This window comes from Acinetobacter sp. YH12064 (assembly GCF_013419735.1).
Lineage (GTDB): Bacteria > Pseudomonadota > Gammaproteobacteria > Pseudomonadales > Moraxellaceae > Acinetobacter > Acinetobacter amyesii.
This window is the reverse complement of the sequence record NZ_VOZP01000003.1, coordinates 218442-237074: the sequence shown is the minus strand read 5'-3', so window position 1 is coordinate 237074 and position 18633 is coordinate 218442. Positions and strand designations below refer to the sequence as shown.

The 18633-nt window shown below is 42.0% G+C and carries 17 protein-coding genes and 1 riboswitch; of the genes, 8 read left to right on the top strand and 9 right to left on the bottom strand.

All coding sequences use genetic code 11. The annotated features are described in order from the left end of the window. Positions 1–20: 20 nt before the first annotated feature. The 3 genes from FTU13_RS04475 to ftsW all read left to right on the top strand — a co-directional run bounded on the left by FTU13_RS04475 (position 21) and on the right by ftsW (position 2996). Positions 21–272 (top strand): DUF6587 family protein, encoded by a 252-nt coding sequence (locus FTU13_RS04475; protein WP_180126974.1) that lies wholly within the window; start codon positions 21–23, stop codon positions 270–272. Positions 273–431: 159 nt separating this feature from the next. Beyond that, on the top strand, positions 432–1778 hold the full coding sequence (gene murD, locus FTU13_RS04470) for a UDP-N-acetylmuramoyl-L-alanine--D-glutamate ligase (RefSeq protein WP_180126972.1): 1347 nt from the start codon (positions 432–434) through the stop codon (positions 1776–1778). A gap of 21 nt (positions 1779–1799) precedes the next feature. Next, on the top strand, positions 1800–2996 hold the full coding sequence (ftsW, locus tag FTU13_RS04465) for a putative lipid II flippase FtsW (RefSeq protein WP_180088855.1): 1197 nt from the start codon (positions 1800–1802) through the stop codon (positions 2994–2996). Here the strand turns inward: ftsW and FTU13_RS04460 are convergent. The 7 genes from FTU13_RS04460 to FTU13_RS04430 all read right to left on the bottom strand — a co-directional run bounded on the left by FTU13_RS04460 (position 2985) and on the right by FTU13_RS04430 (position 9728). After that, entirely contained in the window at positions 2985–3245 is a 261-nt protein-coding gene (locus FTU13_RS04460) for a zinc-ribbon domain-containing protein (protein WP_078189439.1), read from the bottom strand. The two genes, ftsW and FTU13_RS04460, sit on opposite strands and share 12 nt — an antisense overlap. Positions 3246–3330: 85 nt before the next feature. After that, positions 3331–4248, bottom strand: a complete 918-nt coding sequence (gene gluQRS, locus FTU13_RS04455; protein ID WP_373423857.1) for a tRNA glutamyl-Q(34) synthetase GluQRS — start codon at positions 4246–4248, stop codon at positions 3331–3333. Between the two features lie 4 nt (positions 4249–4252). Continuing rightward, positions 4253–4780 carry an RNA polymerase-binding protein DksA gene (gene dksA / locus FTU13_RS04450; RefSeq protein ID WP_078189438.1) on the bottom strand — a complete coding sequence of 176 codons (528 nt, stop codon included), beginning with the start codon at positions 4778–4780 and terminating at the stop codon, positions 4253–4255. 209 nt (positions 4781–4989) lie between these two features. Then, the gene (gene cpdA, locus FTU13_RS04445; protein WP_078192576.1) at positions 4990–5793 is read right to left on the bottom strand and encodes a 3',5'-cyclic-AMP phosphodiesterase; all 804 of its coding nucleotides are present in this window, start codon (positions 5791–5793) and stop codon (positions 4990–4992) included. Positions 5794–5803: 10 nt separating this feature from the next. After that, entirely contained in the window at positions 5804–6424 is a 621-nt protein-coding gene (locus tag FTU13_RS04440) for an NUDIX domain-containing protein (protein WP_180126968.1), read from the bottom strand. Between the two features lie 76 nt (positions 6425–6500). Then, entirely contained in the window at positions 6501–8396 is a 1896-nt protein-coding gene (thiC, locus tag FTU13_RS04435; RefSeq protein ID WP_180126966.1) for a phosphomethylpyrimidine synthase ThiC, read from the bottom strand. Between the two features lie 116 nt (positions 8397–8512). Continuing rightward, positions 8513–8639, bottom strand: a riboswitch (TPP riboswitch). 102 nt (positions 8640–8741) lie between these two features. Then, the gene (locus FTU13_RS04430) at positions 8742–9728 is read right to left on the bottom strand and encodes a hypothetical protein (RefSeq protein WP_180127040.1); all 987 of its coding nucleotides are present in this window, start codon (positions 9726–9728) and stop codon (positions 8742–8744) included. A 314-nt stretch (positions 9729–10042) separates the two neighbouring features. On the opposite strand from FTU13_RS04430, the gene FTU13_RS04425 reads away from it, so the two are divergent. Next, on the top strand, positions 10043–11398 hold the full coding sequence (locus FTU13_RS04425) for a TolC family outer membrane protein (protein WP_180116046.1): 1356 nt from the start codon (positions 10043–10045) through the stop codon (positions 11396–11398). Between the two features lie 83 nt (positions 11399–11481). Next, entirely contained in the window at positions 11482–12198 is a 717-nt protein-coding gene (gene phoU / locus FTU13_RS04420; RefSeq protein ID WP_078189433.1) for a phosphate signaling complex protein PhoU, read from the top strand. A gap of 58 nt (positions 12199–12256) precedes the next feature. Here phoU and FTU13_RS04415 read toward each other — a convergent pair whose 3' ends face one another. Further along, on the bottom strand, positions 12257–14053 hold the full coding sequence (locus tag FTU13_RS04415) for an ABC transporter ATP-binding protein (protein ID WP_078189432.1): 1797 nt from the start codon (positions 14051–14053) through the stop codon (positions 12257–12259). A 172-nt stretch (positions 14054–14225) separates the two neighbouring features. Between FTU13_RS04415 and FTU13_RS04410 the strand changes: the two genes are divergently transcribed. Beyond that, a complete protein-coding gene (locus FTU13_RS04410) occupies positions 14226–14852 on the top strand; it encodes an alpha-ketoglutarate-dependent dioxygenase AlkB (protein WP_180110456.1) in 627 nt (208 codons plus the stop codon). Between the two features lie 230 nt (positions 14853–15082). On the opposite strand, the gene FTU13_RS04405 is transcribed toward FTU13_RS04410, so the two are convergent. Continuing rightward, positions 15083–15859: an IclR family transcriptional regulator gene (locus tag FTU13_RS04405; RefSeq protein ID WP_180126964.1), complete on the bottom strand. Its 777-nt coding sequence runs from the start codon at positions 15857–15859 to the stop codon at positions 15083–15085. Positions 15860–16322: 463 nt separating this feature from the next. Here FTU13_RS04405 and FTU13_RS04400 point away from each other — a divergent pair, with 463 nt between their 5' ends. Together FTU13_RS04400 and FTU13_RS04395 are read left to right on the top strand one after the other, a co-directional pair. Next, a complete protein-coding gene (locus FTU13_RS04400; protein ID WP_180126962.1) occupies positions 16323–18422 on the top strand; it encodes an FUSC family protein in 2100 nt (699 codons plus the stop codon). Then, entirely contained in the window at positions 18415–18621 is a 207-nt protein-coding gene (locus tag FTU13_RS04395) for a DUF1656 domain-containing protein (RefSeq protein WP_180024254.1), read from the top strand. The genes FTU13_RS04400 and FTU13_RS04395 overlap by 8 nt, the downstream gene beginning before the upstream one ends. Positions 18622–18633 lie beyond the last annotated feature (12 nt).

The window sequence follows — 18633 nt, the reverse complement described above, 5'->3', positions numbered from 1 at the left end:
GCTGAACAAAGGAGAGAGACATGCTTGAATCAATAATTATTGCGGTATTGGTGATTTGGAGTGCTGTCGTGGTGTTTAAGAAGGTATTTCCAAAAACATCGAACTTAGTCTTCACAACTTTATCTGGGCACTGTGCAAACCGTGGTTGGAACAGTTTAGCCAAATGGTTAAAGCCAAAAATGGCCGCAGGCTGTGCAGGCGGTTGTGGATGTTCAGCTTCGGATAATTCATCTGCAAAAAAAGCTGAAGTACAAGCGGTGAAGTGGAAATAAGCTCACCGCCCGTTGCGTAAAAAAACCGCCCAAGATGGGCGGTTTTTTTACGAGCGGACACAAAAAAACTGCGAGAAAGTGAAAACATAAAAAGCATTCAAAACAGCAAAGTGCTAACATTTTGTCAGATTTAAAAACCGACCAAAAAATGGGGCGAAAATGTTAATACAGCGTGGTGGATTGAAGGTTGTTGCCGGATTAGGGATTTCTGGTGTTTCCGCAGTGAATTTCTTACATAGCCATGGCTACCGCGTTGCAGTCACCGATTCACGAGCAGTCCCACCGGGTCATGATCAAATTCCAAATGATGTACAAACTAGTTTCGGTCAGTTGGATCAAGATTTATTACTCCAAGCAGAAGAAATTATTATCAGCCCGGGGCTAGATCCAAAATTACCGCAAATTCAGGCGGCCATTGCAGCCAACATTCCTGTGGTTTCAGAAATTCAAATTTTACGTCGTGCGACGGATAAGCCAATTGTCGCGATTACAGGTTCGAATGCGAAAAGTACCGTAACGACTTTATTTGGTCTTATGGCAGCAGATGCAGGCAAAAAAGTGGCAGTGGGTGGAAACTTGGGCCGTCCAGCTTTGGATCTCACCAAAGATGATCCAGAGCTTTATGTTTTAGAGCTTTCAAGTTTTCAATTAGAAACCACGTCGAACTTGGCAGCAGAAGTGGCTGTGGTGTTGAACATGAGTGAAGACCATTTGGACCGTCATGGCGATATGATGGGCTATCACACTGCGAAGCATCGTATTTTCCAAGCGGTGAAAAAAGTGGTGTATAACCGTGATGACTCATTAACACGTCCATTGGTTCCAGATGCTACTCCAATGCAAAGCTTTGGCTTAAATGCACCGGATATGAATCAGTTTGGTATTTTACGCGATACTGATGGCACAATTTGGTTGGCACGTGGTCGTGAGCGTTTACTGAAAAGTGCAGATATGTATATTCAAGGGACTCATAATGTGGCAAACGCCTTGGCATGTTTGGCTTTGGGTGAAGCGATTGGTTTGCCACTAGAGGGCATGTTGGAAACTTTGAAAACATTTAAAGGTTTAGAGCACCGCTGTGAATTTGTCAAAGAAGTGCATGGTGTTCGTTATTATAATGACTCTAAAGGCACCAATATTGGTGCGACTTTAGCTGCGATTGATGGTCTAGGTGCTGCGATTGAAGCCAAAGGCGGTAAAGTGGCGATTATTTTAGGTGGTCAAGGCAAAGGGCAGGACTTTACTGCGCTGCGTGATTCACTTTCAAAATATGCCAAAGTTGCGGTATTGATTGGTGAAGATCGTCCAATTATTGAAAAAGCGATTGAAGGGACAACCACGCTGATTCATGCTGAAAGTTTGAAACAAGCGGTTGAGCTGTGCCAACAAAATGCGGTAGCCAATGATGTGGTGTTATTGTCTCCAGCGTGCGCAAGTTTTGATATGTTTAAAGGCTACAGTGAGCGTGGACACCAATTTGTTGATTGTGTGAATGCACTCGTTTAAAAGAATGATAAGGAAAGTTGTATGGCTGGGTTAGCTCAGGCGACCATAAATAGAATAAATGAAGTTGTAGAGCGTTGGATTCCTCGGTTACCTGCCGAGGTCAACGTGCGCAATGTTCTGGTGTTCTGTGTTTTGGCATTGTTGTGTATTGGTTCGATCATGGTGGCATCTGCATCGATGCCTTATGCAGAACGCATGCATGAAAATGCCTTTCATTACATTTCACGACACGGTATTTCGATTGCCGCTGCCGCCGCCGCCGCCTATATCGCCTATAAAGTGCCGTTGAATGTTTGGTTTAACAACACCTTCTTTTTATGGATTATCACGATTATCTTACTGGCTGCTGTATTGGCTGTCGGGACAGAGGTCAATGGTTCTAAACGTTGGATTCGGATCGCTGGTTTCACCTTACAGGCTTCGGAAGTCGCCAAAGTCATGATGGCGATATTTACCGCGGACTATGTGGTACGACGTGCTGAAGAAGTCCGCAATAACATCAAGGGCTTGGTACGATTGGCAGTGATTATGGCTGCAACTGTCGGTTTAGTCATGGCAGAGCCAGATTTAGGGGCGACGGTGGTGATTGCCTTAACTATGCTAGGGGTATTCTTCCTCGCAGGTGCACCGTTGATTCAGTTCGCAATTGCCTTTGGTGCGATCATCATGGCCTTTGTGTTCTTGATTTTATTTGAACCTTATCGTTTAGAGCGTTTGATGTCCTTCTCAAATCCATGGAATGATCCATTAGGCGCAGGCTACCAGTTGTCGAATGCATTAATGGCTTTTGGTCGCGGTGAATGGTTTGGTGTCGGCTTAGGTCATAGTATTCAAAAAATGTCGTATTTACCTGAGGCACATACCGACTTCATGTTGGCGGTTTTGGGTGAAGAATTTGGCTTCTTTGGAATTTTGACCGTATTGACGCTATCATTTGTGATGTTGGTCTGCTGTATTCGCATTGGTCATCGTGCCTTGCGTCATCAGTATTTACGTGCAGGCTACTTGGCTTATGGCATTAGTATTATCTTCTTGCTGCAAATTTTGGTGAATGCAGGCATGAACATGGGCATGCTTCCAACCAAGGGTTTGACCTTACCGTTTATTAGTTATGGGGGGTCTTCTTTGATTATCTGTGCGGTTATGGTGAGTCTGATCTTAAAGATCGATGCGACGACCAAAGAAGTGAACCCAAGTAAAGAAGAATCAAGCTTCTAAATTCGTATCTCGTTGCGGATCGGGAGATGCATGGTGCAGTACACTCGCCGGCATCTCCGTTCCACAATGGAGACATTTGACCAAGCTCGCCTTGGCTTTAGATAGTGGAATCAATGGAATAAAAAATAAAGAAAAATAATTACGTTGCTGTTTCAACTCATACTGAGTTCTGCTGCGGCAGACAGGGCAAGTAAATTGGCTCTTTTCAATGACTTTGGTTTTCGGACCAACTCCAAAAATAAAAAACATTAGGCTCTCCAATGGTCGATTGATCACTTTATTAAAGCATAATTCAATTGAATATCGAGTGATTGGCTCAGATAGGGATGTGGGTTTATTGATAGATTTGAGGCAATGCTGTGCCATGGGGAATTTGTTGAATATCCCACTGCGCAATCGCCTGTTGTAGCATAATACGTGGCGTATCCAAGTCGACTGGCGGTTGGTGTAGGGCTTGCAATGCTTGTTGCAATAAAGGTGCTGCTTGGTTTAAATCAAGAGCTTGAGCCATATTCTGTTTTGACAGTTTTTGTCCCTGATCATTCATTGCCAATGGCAAGTGCATGTATTCAAGGCGCGGATAACCCAAAACCTGTCCGAGCCAAATTTGACGTTCGGTATTGTCCAAAAGATCAGCCCCACGCACAACATGGGTCATCCCTTGTAGGTAGTCATCAACCACGACAGCAAGTTGATAATTGATAATGCCATCACGGCGTTTTAAGACAAAGTCACCCAAATCCTGTTGCAGATTGGAGCAATGCATCCCTTGTAAGCGGTCGGTAAAACAAATGTTCTGTGCATCGACTTTGATTCGAATGGCCTGATCCTGAAGAGGAAGGCCAAGATTACGACATGTACCTTGATAGATATGATTCGAACCGAGCATTTTTCGGGTGCATTGACAAGCATAGATCAAGTCTTGGGAATACAAATGTGCAATGACTTCCTCATAGATTTCTAAGCGGTCTTTTTGGAAAATGATCTCGGCATCTGGTTTGAATTGAAATGCATCAATACAACGTAAGATATGTTCTTCGCTGCCGGGAAATATACGTGGAATGTCGGTATCTTCGATACGAACCACCCATTGCCCCTGATGGGCACGGGCATCGCAGTAGCTTGCGACTGCTGTAATTAAAGAGCCAAAATGCAAAGGGCCGGTTGGCGATGGCGCAAACCGACCCACGTAATGCTCTGCAGCTTTCCCTCCCTTATCTAAAGGGAGGGCTAGAGAGGAATTACTCAACACAGAATTAACCGTTATTTTGCTTCTCTTTGATCTCTGCAAGTGTTTTGCAGTCGATACATAAAGTTGCTGTTGGACGTGCTTCTAGGCGACGTAAGCCAATTTCGATACCACACGTTTCACAGAAGCCGTAGTCATCATTTTTGATCGCTTCAATTGATTGTTCAATTTTACGGATCAGTTTACGTTCACGGTCACGTGTACGAAGTTCAATCGCAAATTCTTCTTCTTGCGTTGCACGGTCGTTCACATCTGGAAGCGCAGTATTTTCGTCTTGCATGGTATTCAAAGTACGGTCTACTTCAGACATTAACTCAGCTTTCCACGCCAATAAGATGTGACGGAAATGCTCAAGTTGCCCTTCAGACATGTATTCTTCATTCTTTTTAGGCTGATAAGGTTCAATACCAAATAAGCTTGCAGTAGAACCACCTTCAGTCGCCTTTGGCTTTGATTTGCGCACGCGTTTGGTAGACTTTTCGTCTACTACATCAGTTTGTTCGTCTAAGACTTGATTTTGGTTGTCATTCGCCATGTAGGGCATTCCTCATCATATGCATATATCTATACGCAAAAAATATGGTGATATGCAAGTTTTTTATCCACCCAACACAGAGTTTCCTTCTGTGGGGGTCGTCATCATATAGACTTTTTCTGCTTATTGATAGTCTTTGATGTTTGGATTCTAACTATCACTTTTCCTTTAGAAGCCATAAAGTAAAGCAAAAAAATCAAATTGAAAAGTTAATAACCTGAAATTTCAACATTAATTTGAGGTTGTTTCAATTTGACCCGAACAACTTCAGTTTTAAATTCACCATTATCATTCAGATAGAGTGCACGATACCCTGGTAAAGCCTCATCTAAGGCAAAATTTTCACTATGTGGTTTGAACTGAACACTGGTCGAAGGCGTCGATAAAAACTGAATATTGCGCCATTGATTAGACGAGTCTTGATGTACGTGTCCGCATAGTACAATTTTGACATTGTCATGGCGTGAAAGCACATCTATGAGATGTTCAGCGTTCTTTAGTTTATGCTGATCTATCCAATGCGATTGCATGGCAAAAGGGTGGTGGTGGCATGCCACAATGATGTGTTGCTGTGGGTGTGCTGTGAGTAACTGATCTAATTGTTCCAACTGCTGTTGTGATACCCAACCATCCACTTTTCCTTTAACCGCACTGTTCAGTAAAATCAGACACCAATTGCCTAATGCGATGCAGTGAGCACGATCTTCCTGTTGATGAAATGGGAAGCAAGACGCTTCGTCATGGTTCCCCGGAATCTGATAAAACGGAAACGGCTGCTGTTGCATATATTCGAGATAACGCGCATAGGTACGCTCTACCGGCACTTGTGCAAGATCGCCAGTATGGACAAGCGTATCGATGTGATGATGGTTCAACTGAATTTGTTGAATCACATCGTGAAAACTCTGCTCTGGATTCATGCGGACAAATTCAAGATCTTCCTGATCCATTAAATGTGTGTCCGAGATCTGGATCAGTGTCCAGTCGTATTGTGGTGTATCCCTTAAAGTCATGTCCTTCCCCTTAGACATTCCTTGTAGTATGTATTTGTTGTTGTAACCATTGCAAGGCCATAATGACAGGTGCGTTTTTTAGCCGACCATTGGTTAATAATTCAGGAATATCAGCATAGTTTAAGATATGCAATTGAATATTTTCTCCTTCATCAGGCATGCCAAAGACTCCGCCAAGTTCAGGAAGTTCAGCTTCAGCACTATAAAGGTGGAATAATTCCGCGCAGGCACCCGCAGAGGGATAAAAACTAAATAAATGCTGTAGTGCATCTAATTCACAGCCTGATTCTTCCAAACTTTCACGGCGGATGCAGCTTTCAGCAGATTCATCACCATCGAGCACGCCGGCAATAATCTCTAGTTGCCATGGCGAAGTTTCATCATCAATCGCCCCAATGCGGAATTGTTCAATTAAGGCAAATTTTTGTTGTTGATGACTATAGATCAGCACACCTGCTGCTTCAGGACGATGAATCAATTCACGCTGAATGGTTGGAATCATGCTGTCTTGATGGAATAAGCGGTGTCGAAGCTGAACTTTTTCAACTTGAATAAAGCCTTTATAAAGATGTTCACGCCCTTCAATGCTGTAATCTTTTTTGTTATATGTGGCCTGTTTAATAATATTCATAAGCGCTAATTAGGATGAAATCTTCCATTTCATCCTAACCGAGATTTTGTTGAATACAAAAGATTTTTTTTAAGCTTTACACTTTGTGGTACAACTTTTGACCATGTTCATGATAGGCCGCTTTCATGCTTTGTAAACCTGTTTCAATTTCAGGATTAGATTCTGAAGAAAGCTGCATATCTTGCTGATTTTTTGCATAATCTCTCACATTTTGTGTGATTTTCATCGAGCAAAATTTAGGTCCACACATCGAACAAAAATGGGCTGATTTATGTGCTTCTTTCGGCATAGTTTCATCATGCATGCTACGCGCTGTATCAGGGTCTAAGCTCAGATTAAATTGGTCTTCCCAGCGGAATTCAAAGCGTGCTTTGGATAATGCATTATCACGAGCCTGCGCACCGGGATGACCTTTGGCAAGGTCTGCGGCATGGGCTGCAATTTTGTAGGTGATAATGCCATCTTTGACGTCTTTTTTATCTGGTAGACCAAGATGCTCTTTCGGGGTCACATAACACAGCATGGCGGTGCCATACCAACCAATCATTGCCGCACCAATGGCAGAGGTAATGTGGTCATAGCCCGGGGCAATATCGGTGGTGAGTGGTCCAAGGGTATAGAAAGGTGCTTCTTTGCAAACCTCGAGTTGTAGATCCATATTTTCTTTGATCATATGCATTGGGACATGGCCAGGGCCTTCAATCATGACTTGTACATCATGCTCCCATGCACGGTGAGTCAATTCACCTAAGGTTCGTAATTCACTAAATTGGGCTTCATCGTTGGCATCTTGAATACATCCCGGACGTAAACCATCACCTAAACTGAATGACACATCATAGGCTTTCATGATTTCGCAGATTTCATCAAAATGCGTATACAGGAAGTTTTCTTCATGATGCGCTAAGCACCACTGCGCCATGATGGATCCGCCACGTGACACAATACCAGTTAAACGGTTGGCGGTGAGTGGAACATAACGAAGCAACACGCCTGCGTGAATCGTAAAGTAATCGACACCTTGCTCGGCTTGTTCAATCAGTGTGTCTTTGAAAATTTCCCAGGTTAAGTCCTCTGCGACACCATCAACTTTTTCTAAAGCTTGGTAAATCGGCACGGTGCCAATCGGTACAGGGGAGTTGCGAATAATCCATTCGCGGGTTTCATGGATATTTTTACCTGTCGATAAATCCATGATGGTGTCAGCGCCCCAACGAGTTGCCCAAGTCATTTTTGCCACTTCTTCATCGATGCTTGAACCAAGTGCTGAGTTACCAATGTTGGCATTGATTTTCACCAAGAAGTTACGACCAATAATCATCGGTTCACATTCAGGGTGGTTAATGTTGGCAGGGATAATGGCACGACCTTCAGCCACTTCTTGACGTACAAATTCTGGGGTGATTTCAGTTAAATTGCGTGCGCCAAAATTTTGACCGGCATGTTGGCGCATATCAACACCTTCATGTTGGCGCTGATTTTCACGAATCGCAATGTATTCCATTTCAGGAGTGATGATGCCTTGTTTGGCATAGTGCATTTGAGAGACATTGTGCCCACGACGAGCGCGACGCGGTTTTGAAATATGCGCAAAACGAATCTCTGCAGTACGGATGTCTCGAAGACGCTCTTGCCCAAATTTTGAAGTTAAGGTATCGAGTATTTCCGTATCATTTCGTGACTCAATCCAAGATTCACGGACATTGGGTAGACCTTGATTCAGGTCAATTTGAATATTGGGGTCTGTATAAGCACCAGAGGTGTCATAGACCATAATGGGTTGATTTTTTTCTCCACCCAGACCTGTAGGCGTATCTGTAAGGCTAATCTCACGCATTGGTACGCGAATATCAGGACGTGAGCCTTGGATATAGACTTTCTTTGACGCGGGGAGAATACGCGTGAGATCTTTAGCATCTTGTTCATGTTGAGCAGCGCGATCTGAAGCGGTGAGATTCGTTAATTGGTTCATTGCAATGATCCTTATGAATGACATCAACGAATCAAGCACGACCAAAAACGTGGCGGTTTATCTGATGGGTTTACCTGAAAATAAAGGCGTAAAACCAAGAGATAAGAAGGGCTTAAGTTTTTAGATGGCTTGATTCCTACGCAGGTATTAACCTGATCAGGTTCAACGGTACTCATCCTTAAATTTAGCGAACTAAATTTAGATGATCTCAGCAGGAAATTACCTGCGCTCCGTCAAGCTTTGTGCGGATATTAGCATGAAGGCTGTTTTAAAACAGTGTTATTTTTCATCGATTTTGCAGTGCAGAATTTTGGCTAGGTCCGTGTGCAATTGAACTTGCATTGGCTAAGTAGAGGACTGATTTACACAGATGGCGTCACTAAAACAGTCTTTCTTATAATGCGGATCAGGATTACGGACACCAATTAAATTCAACAGCTGCGCTTCTGATCGCTGATTAGATGCAGCAGTATTTTGATCTAATAATTTTAAAAATAAACGCGCCTGATCTGCCAATTTGGAGTTTTTTAATTGAGCCAAGCGTTCAATTTCTTCTAAAGAACTGGCTTGAATACTGAGGCGGTCTGAAAAATCATTAGAAACGGGACTATGTGCCGAACCAATAAATAACAACTGGCTATATTGATATAGCAATTGTTGTGCATCTTTTTTGTAGGGGCTATCTGGATATTGTTTGAGATAGTCTTCCCAAAAAATTGCACGTGTCGCAATCTCTTGTGGCTCAATGGCTAAACTTTGTTGCAGCAAGGCAGGTTGTGCATTTTGTTCAGCCAGTTTTTCAATAAAGACTTGCTCAGATTCTTCCATATAAGGCGCAAAAATTTTGGCTAAATATTCAGGACTGCGGCGATAGCGTAATTGTCCTTCACCTGCATCGAACAACTCCACATAAGCTTGGCCTTTATGTTTCAGTAAGTATTGATCTCGGGCAGTGAGCCGCTCATAATGATTTTGTTGAATTGTGGGATGCTGAGCCATATCAAAGGCAAATTGTTCGAACGCCATTTGCTGTTGAGCTGTACGTTCAACATGTAAAAAGTTGCGATACATTTGATTGGACAAACGCAGTAATTTTTTTTGTTCGTCTGCTTTTAACAGCGGTAAGCAGACTTTGAGATCTTGGTTGATTTGTTCTAAAGCGAAAGTTGTTCGTTGATCGTCTATTTCCAGCATGTTTTTTTCAAGTTTTTTGCACAGCAAAGACAAATCGACTGCTTCTTTTTGAACAGTCTTATTGTTGGGAAACTCTGGTGCAGGTTGAGGTTCAGGCTGTTGTTGGCATCCATTCAACATACTGAAACATAAAAACATTGCACTAAACTTTGCAGGCAGCTGAAAAAATTTTGACACAGGAACTCGATGCGCTATAGAAGTGGTATTGTCCGATGGAATGTCGACTATTTTATAGATGAAACACGTGCAATATGTGTACTATTGTACAGTTCTTTGTTATAGCGTTGTGAGTAGTGTCCGAAAACGACTGAAATTATCCGGTTTTGTCGCATTTGATATAAAAAATTAATAAAAATCATACGGAAATTTGCAAGGATATGATTAGTATCTGCTTAGTTTTAGGCTTGAATATTCAATCTCGGGCATTTGAATATTAGGAATTTACAAAAAAAATGAACAAAAAAGTTGTGGTGGGTCTTTGTTTGCTTTTCACGAGTCAATGGGCGTGTGCGCTAGATCTTGTGCAAGCTTATGAACGTGCAAAACAAGAAGACCCCAATTGGCAAGCCAATAAACTACAATATGAAGCGGATAAATTGAATTTGGGGATTGCCAATGGGAACTTACTCCCGACGGTAACAATCTCCGGAAATGTGACCCGAAAAAATCAAAATTCCAACCAAAGCGGCGCTCAAGCCGGGCTGATCATGCCAGACAGCACCACAACAAGACAAATTGCGCTCACTGCCCGTCAGCCCATTTTTCGTTGGGATGCATGGGAAGGGCTGAAGCAAGTCAAGACCTCGATTAATTTAAGTGAAATCAATCTGCGGATTCAAAAACAAGATCATATTTTAAATGTCTCTGAAGCTTATTTTAATGTCCTACGTCAGCAAGCATTGACGGTTGCCAACTTACAAGAAGAACAGGCGCTATCGGAACAGCTGCGCATGATGAATGCTAAATTAAAAGAAGGTTTGGTGGCAAAAAGTGATGTCAGCGAAGCCAATGCTCAATATCAAAATGCTCGGGCCAACCGCATGGCGACTAATGTTCAATTGGTTTTGGCGCAGGAACAATTACAACAGTTGATTGGGCCATATCGAGAAAATTTGGCGGTGTTACGTGAAGATTTTCAGTTTGAAAAACCGATTCCAAACAATGTACAAGCGTGGGAAGAACTGGCTCAGGAGCAGAACCTAGGCATTTTACAAGCGCGTATGCAACAACGTTATGCGGAAGATGGCAAACGCGTCGAAAAAGCTGCCTTATATCCTCAGATTGAAGCGGTAGGGACCTATGGTTATAACAAGCAAAGTCCACAATCCATCATGTCGCAAGATGGTCAATTTGATCAGGTGGGGATTGAAATGAACTGGAATGTGTTTAATGGTGGACGGACACAGAAATCCATTAAGCAAGCGGCGATCAATGTTGAAAAAAGCCAAGCACAGGTGGATGCAGCAATTCGAAAAGCACAAACCGATGTAAAAAAATCTTATATGCAAGTCGAAACGGATCAAAGTAAATTACAGGCACGTAAAGCCGCGATGGATTCTTCCGCGCAAGTGTCTTTGGCCTCACAAGCCCAGTACCAAGAAGGTCTGAAAACTATGGTTGATGTGCTACTGGCACAGCGTAATGCCTTTTCAGCCCGTCAAGATTATTTAAATTCCAAGTACGATTATTTAATACATGTACTGCAACTCAAAGCCTCCGTTGGGAAATTAACGGAAGCTGATTTAGTGGAAATGAATGCATGGTTGGTCGATCAGAAAAATCAGCCATCGATCCTACTAAAGAAATAATCCATGGTCATAAAAGTTTCACAATCAATATGCTTTAATATGGCACTAAAATCTGCCGATTCACGTTGTAGTGGAGACTCGCTTTGCCTAATAATCCTGTTTTAAACCATCACATTTCTTCGCAATTCAATGAAGAGTTGCAGGATGTGCATACCAAATTTATGACTATGGGCGGTTTGGTGGAGCAGCAGGTTGCAAATGCCATTCATGCCTTATTGGATACGGATGCAACGATGGCGATCGATGTTCAATTTCAAGACAATACGGTGAACCGTATGGAAACTGAAATTGATGAAGCGCTTACCCTAATTTTGGCGCGTCGTCATCCTGCTGCGATTGATCTACGCATGGTGATTGCGATGTCGAAAGCCAACACCGATTTAGAACGGATTGGTGATGAAGCGGCAAAAATTGCCCGTATTGCACAAAGCTTGTGTGAAGAGGGTGGTTCACCGCGTGGTTATATGGAAACACGTCATATTGGCAACCAAGTTCGCGTGATGATTCATGATGCGCTCGATGCCTTTGCACGTTTGGATGTAGATCAGGCTTTACGTGTTCTTTTGGCCGATGCTGATATTGACCGCGAGTACCAATCGGCAACCCGTACCCTCATGACGTATATGATAGAAGATCCACGGCACATTACTCGGGTCATGAATGTGCTTTGGGTGCTGCGTTCACTGGAACGTATTGGTGACCATGCACGAAATATCTCTGAACAAGTGATTTATATGGTGAAAGGTCTAGATGTCCGTCACACCAGTGTTGAAGAAATTGAGCAAAAAGTTCAGCGTTAATTGATAAAAACCAATATTAACGAAGCCCATCACACGATGGGCTTTTTTTTGTCTAAAATTAACTATGTGTTTCTTCGTCTTCCTCAAAAGTTCGGGCAATTTTGTCAATATTCAAACTTTTTGCCATCGCATCGAAGATTTGCTTATAAGCACCTTCTTGATGGTACAAATCATGATGCTCCCCGTGTTCTACGATTTGTCCGTCTTTCATCACATAGGTGTAATCGGCATCGATAATTTGCGACAAACTATGTGAAATCATGATGACGGTACGCCCTTGTTTAATTTGATCCAGACTATTTTTAATTTGTTCAGCAGCGATCGCATCTAAACTTGCAGTCGGTTCATCTAAGAAAATAATCGGCGGATTTTTCAGGAACATACGTGCCAAGGCAATACGCTGTTGCTGTCCACCTGAGAGCAGTAAGGCATCGGCTTCATAGGCATGCGGCAGTTTTAAGATCTGATCATGGATCGAGGCTTTCCGTGCTGCATCAAAGACTTCTTGCTCTGTGGCTGTACTTTTGCCATAGCGAATATTTTCAAAAATTGAACCTGGGAAAATATGATTTTTTTGTAAAACCAAACCAATATTTTCACGTAAATACTGCGTATCAATCTGTTCTAAATCGATGCCATCGAGTTTGATATTGCCCGCTTGAGGATGATAAAACTTATCCAGTAAGCTAATTAATGTCGATTTACCAGCCCCAGATAAACCAACCAAGGCGGTGATTTTGTTCGGTTGGATGGTCATGTTGATGCGGTGCAATGCCTGAAAGCCATTGGGATAGCTAAAGTCGACATTGCTCAATTCAAATTGACCTTGAATCGGAGGCTGGGCAGTGCCACTGGTTTCAATTTCATGATCCGCTTCTAAGATGTTAAAGAAGCTTTCTGAATAAATCATCGCAGAGTTAATTTCATCATAGATACGATGCAGCGAGCGAATCGGGGCAGAGACATTATTAAATAACAACACGTGATACATAATCATCCCGATACTCATTTGCCCATCCAAAACAAAATAGGCTGTCAGAATGATGATCAGTACCACACCGACCTGTTCAATAAAGGTTTTGAGTCCGTCAAAGATATAACTGGTTTGCCGTGTCTGCATTTGGTTTTCAGTCAGCGACTTTTGCAGATTTAATTGCTTTTTCGATTCGACGGCTTCTTTGTTAAAAGATTTAATGACCGTTATCGAATTGATAATACTCAGAATACCCTGATTTTTCTTTTCAAAATTATCGCGTAGGGCACGGCGTTTGCCTGCCAGTTTTTGTGATTGTTTGAAAGTTAGCCAAAAATAAATCGGCACGATAATTGTGGCCACCACGCCAACCCAAACATTGGCATAATACATTAAGCCCAGTGCAATAATAGCACTGGTAAATAGCGGTAAAATATCAATAAAAAAGATTTGAACCAGTCGTGTGAGCGAGCTGACACCCCGATCAATTCGAGTTTGGAGCTTACCTGCTTGGTTGTCTTGTTGATCGAAGAATGCCAATCGATAGGTAATAAATTTTTCAATAATGCCTTGGGACAAATCCTGAGAAATTAAAATACGTAATTTTTCACCAAACGATTTTTGTCCAAATTGCACGATGGCATTGATGACTTCTTTTCCCAGTAAGACTACGGTGATGGTGATTAATATATGCCAACCATTCGCTAGACCGAGGCCTTGTTGTAAAAGCTGATTGATGCTGTCTACAGCATATTTGAGTGTCAGGGCATTCACCTGTGCCGTGAGTGAGCCAATTAAGGTCAAGATCAGCGTCACGACCACCAGCCAGCGGTATGGCTGTACAAATGGACGTAATTTTTGGAAAAGCTGCCACAGGTTCATAAGCAATTATTTTTATTGTGAATATGAGCTTTAGTCTAAGACTGAAAATTCTATGCGACAAGTAATGACAATGTTTTGATTTGTGACGAGAGTTTTTCGGCTAAGATATTTTTTTAATGTGCTCACGACATCAGCATCACGCTGCTGTGCCAAACAGTGTTGAGTTGAACCGATGAATTTTGAATTATTTACGCCTGAACCGCATGCAAATCTGTTGCCCTATGATGGTGAAGTTGAAGATTATGGATTGATCTTCAATGCTGAAGAAAGTGAAAAATATTTACGCTATTTCCTCACGCAGTTGGCTTGGCAGCATGATGAAGTCATTTTGCATGGACAGTATTTTCAAACGGAACGAAAAGTGGTTTGGTATGGAGATGCTCATTATGAGTATCACTATTCAGGCATGCAAAAGCAGGCATTGATCTGGAATCCAGCTTTACTGCGCTTAAAGCAACATATTGAACAACGGGTGGGTCAGACGTTTAATTCCTGTTTGGCCAATTTATACGAAAATGGTACGCAAGCGGTGGGGTGGCATAGTGATGATGAGCCATCTTTGCTTTCACCCACACAGCAGGTGGTGATCGCATCTTTGAGTTTTGGGGCAAGCCGTAAGTTTTGCTTTAAACATAAAAGCACTCAAGAGAAAGTACAGCTTTTACTGCAAAGTGGACAGTTGATTGTGATGCGTGGGAAAACCCAACGGTATTGGAAACATGCCCTAATGAAGTCGATGAAAGTGACCGAGCCGAGGGTGAATTTAACCTTTCGTTATTTCTATGATCAACAGCCGTAAAAAAAGCCCATATCTAGATGAGCTTTTTTCTTTCTCTGAGGAAGAGTATAGCGACAATCAACTGAAATCATGGAACACATGGTTGAGATGACTGCTAAAGAACAATAATCATATTATGATAATTTATCTAATATTTATAATTAATAAATTCAATTAATGATATAAATTTATCAGATTAATTAAATATCATCTTTACAACATCGCATCAGTTGTGCGCAAACTGATCAGATTTAAATGGCATCCGATTCTTCCATCTTACTGCTGTATTTTTTCTCAATACGCGCTGTACAGTCTTGCATCATTTCTACGACTTTTTGAAAATTCATAAATTCAAAACGATTTTTAGACGCCAATAGGGTCAAAGCAAGCGGGGGTTCTTTACTGGAAAATTTAATCGGAATCGATAAGCTCGACATATTCGGGTCAACTTCACCATTGGAAAAATAATAACCCTGCTTTTTAATCTTTTTCATTTGCAGCATAAATTCTTCTTCATTATGCGCAAAACCAACTTGAGATAACTCGTCCGCAAAACGGTGGTAATAATCTAAAATCCGTTGCTTAGGTAACTGCGACAAAATCACTTTAGACGATGAGCCTTTGTACATTGGACGTGGGCTACCTCGACCATATGCCAAGGCAGTATAGTCCTTATACAGTTCATGATGTACATCAATACATGAGTCGATATTCAGATGCGTCAATAAGCAACAAGACTCTGTGCGTTCCACAATTTCTTTCATGAAGGGAATGCTAATTTGCACCAATGGATCGGTGGTGCGAGAAATAAAATCAAGCACAGCAATTTTTGAACCCAGTGTGTAATCGCCAGAAGTCCCACTGAGGCGCTGCAATAATTCAGCAGAAACCAGTTCTTTTAAATAGCGATAGCTCGTTGGTTTAGATAAGCCTAATTCTTCACTAATAATGTCGACATTGATGATGGGACGAGCAACTGAAAATAAGTCGAGTACGGTGAGAATTTTACCAAAACTGGAAAGCGCCATAAGAACCTGCTTGGTCACAATAAAAATGAATCGTTAAGTTACTTTATAACAAATTGCTCGGCCTGATGTTGCGCTTTTCTACATTGAAAATGAAACAAATCTGAAATATCACAGGGTTTCTTGGGTTATTCTGATAAAAGCACAATAAAAAATTGAAATATGCATTTAAAATATAGGTAATTTATCAAAATAAGATATTAATATTGACTTTAATTTGTTTTTTTAGCAAAATTATTGTGAAAATATCCTATATTGAATAAATATTGCCCATTCTTTCGATGCGCAGGCAATGTTGCACACTACTTTTTGTATTCAAATGGTTTGAAACACGATTTGAATCGCTTCTTTACTTATTGAAATTTCTAGTTATTCCTGTGCCGTGATACAGGTTGTGCTGTCGAATGTTTAAGCATTCGATACGAGGCCGTTTTCACTAAAAAGAAGCAAACCGACGAGATCAATCATGCTGCTGACGAAACAAATACTCGCTTTTCGGCCCAATAAAATGGACTGGATTTTTGCGACCAAAACGTTCATCGCGGGCATGTTGGCATTGTATGTAGCCTTTGTACTGAATTTGGCTTATCCGATTTGGGCAATTGGCACCGTTTTCGTGATCGCGAATCCATATTCAGGGATGACGTCTTCAAAAAGTTTGTATCGTGTATTAGGGACGTTCTTAGGGGCGGCTGTGTCAGTGGTGGCACTGCCACATCTTATTCATATGCCTGTACTGTTTACGGTTTTTTTGGCTGTTTGGGTTGGGTTTTGCTTGTATTTGTCACTGCTAGACCGTACGCCTCGTAGTTATGTTTCCATGTTGGCAGGTTATACCACGGTCATTATCTGTTTTAACGTGGTGTATTTTATTGATACCGCTTCGATCTTCGATATGGCCTTGGGGCGTTTTCTCGAAATTACGGTGGGTGTGGTATGTAGTGCCATCGTGACTACGACATTATTTCCAATGCATATTGGTCCTGCAGTCGAAACACGGGTGAGCAAAACCTTTGCCGATACCAAAGAAATTTTTGATCAGATTTTATTAGAGCCTGCCGAACTAGAAAATTATTCAAAAAATCTCGGCAATATTGCACGAGATATCGCGGATATACATGTCATGGCGGTGCATTTGTCTTATGAAAAATCTACCCTAAAAGGCATGACACGTCCATTGCAGGAAATCTTGCATCAGTTGAGTTTGTTGGTCTGTAACTTGGTGGCCATGTCTGAACGGATGAAACAATTAGACGGTCTGGACATACATTATCGGACGGCACTCAAGCAAGCCCATGAACATATTGCCGCGTTTTTATTAGATCAACATCAGATTGAGGAAAGTAAACTTAATCAATTGCCTGAACAGTTTGAGCAAGATTTTCAACAGATTCAGGCACAGGCATTGCCATCACAGCAGGTGATTTTGGGCAGTCTAAAAATGGATATTCGCCATTTTATTCAGAATATTCGTGCGATTCGTCTGCTTTGGCAGCGGGTACAACAAGGCGACTCCACTTTACCAGCTACACTGACTGCCTTGGGCAATAGTCATTATCCGACTTTGCACCGAGATGCGGGGGTTGCCATTCGTGGCGGGGTGTCTGCATGTTTGATTATTTTAATTTCTACGGGTTTTTGGATCGCCAGTGGTTGGAAAGCTGGATTTATGATGGCCGAAATGGCTGCGATCAGTGCCTGTATTTTAACGGCAATGGATAACCCTGTTCCTGCATTGAAAATGTTTATTCGCGCCAATATGTATGCGGCTTTCATGGTGTTTATCTACGCCTATGGCATTTTCCCGCATGTGACCGCTTTTTGGCAGTTGATCGTGGTGTTAGCACCGTTTGTGATGTTCTGTCTGATGCTGTTTTTACATCCGCCTTTGATTGGGATCAGCTTGCCGCTTTTGATGGGCACCATCATGGGACTGAATTTTCAAAACCGCTTTAGCCTCGATCAGGTGTTTTTCTTCGATGCATCGATTGGGACGGTTTTGGGACCCATTATCTCGGTATTTATTATTCATTTAGTGCGTGCGATGTCCCCAGATATGACGGCCCAACGCATACTTTCACAGCACTATAAGGCACTGCGTCAGGCTTTATATCTGCCGTACGGCTTACCGTTTCGGGTGCATTTACGCAGTATGTTGGACCGAATCGGCATCCTAAATAGCAAAATGGTGCAATCAGGGAACTTGAAACAACAGATCGAGTGGGCTTTGGTGGAAGCCAGTGCGGTGATTGATTTGACCCGCTTACAAGAACTGATGAATAAACTCGATCCGAATGATGCACTGGTCGGTGAACTCGAAGAGTTACAACAAGATTTAGATGACTATTTTCGGGCCATGGAACAAGGGCAAAAGAATGTGTATATGAGCTTGAAACAGCAAATTGTAGAGCGAGTTCAACGATTGAATCAGGCCGTTCAGGGTGTGGAAAACGACGATGTTATGCATCGAATTCAGTATTCACTGAACAATATTCAAAGCAGTTTGTGTCATGTCCTAACACAGCAGACTCCAAATCATTTACAGGTCGAGGCACAACATGGGTGAGCTAAATGTATATGGCATTTATGTGCCTATTCTATTGATTCAAGCGGTATTGGCCTATCTGTTATTGCGGGTCATCATGCGTTTGCTTGACCGATGGATGGCGCAAGATTGGGTGCCGATGCCCAATATTTTTTATTTGGGTGTATTTGTGATGTTGCTTTGGCTGGTGCATGAAATCTTTATTTTTTGCCAGTTCTAAGCCCCTAAAAAA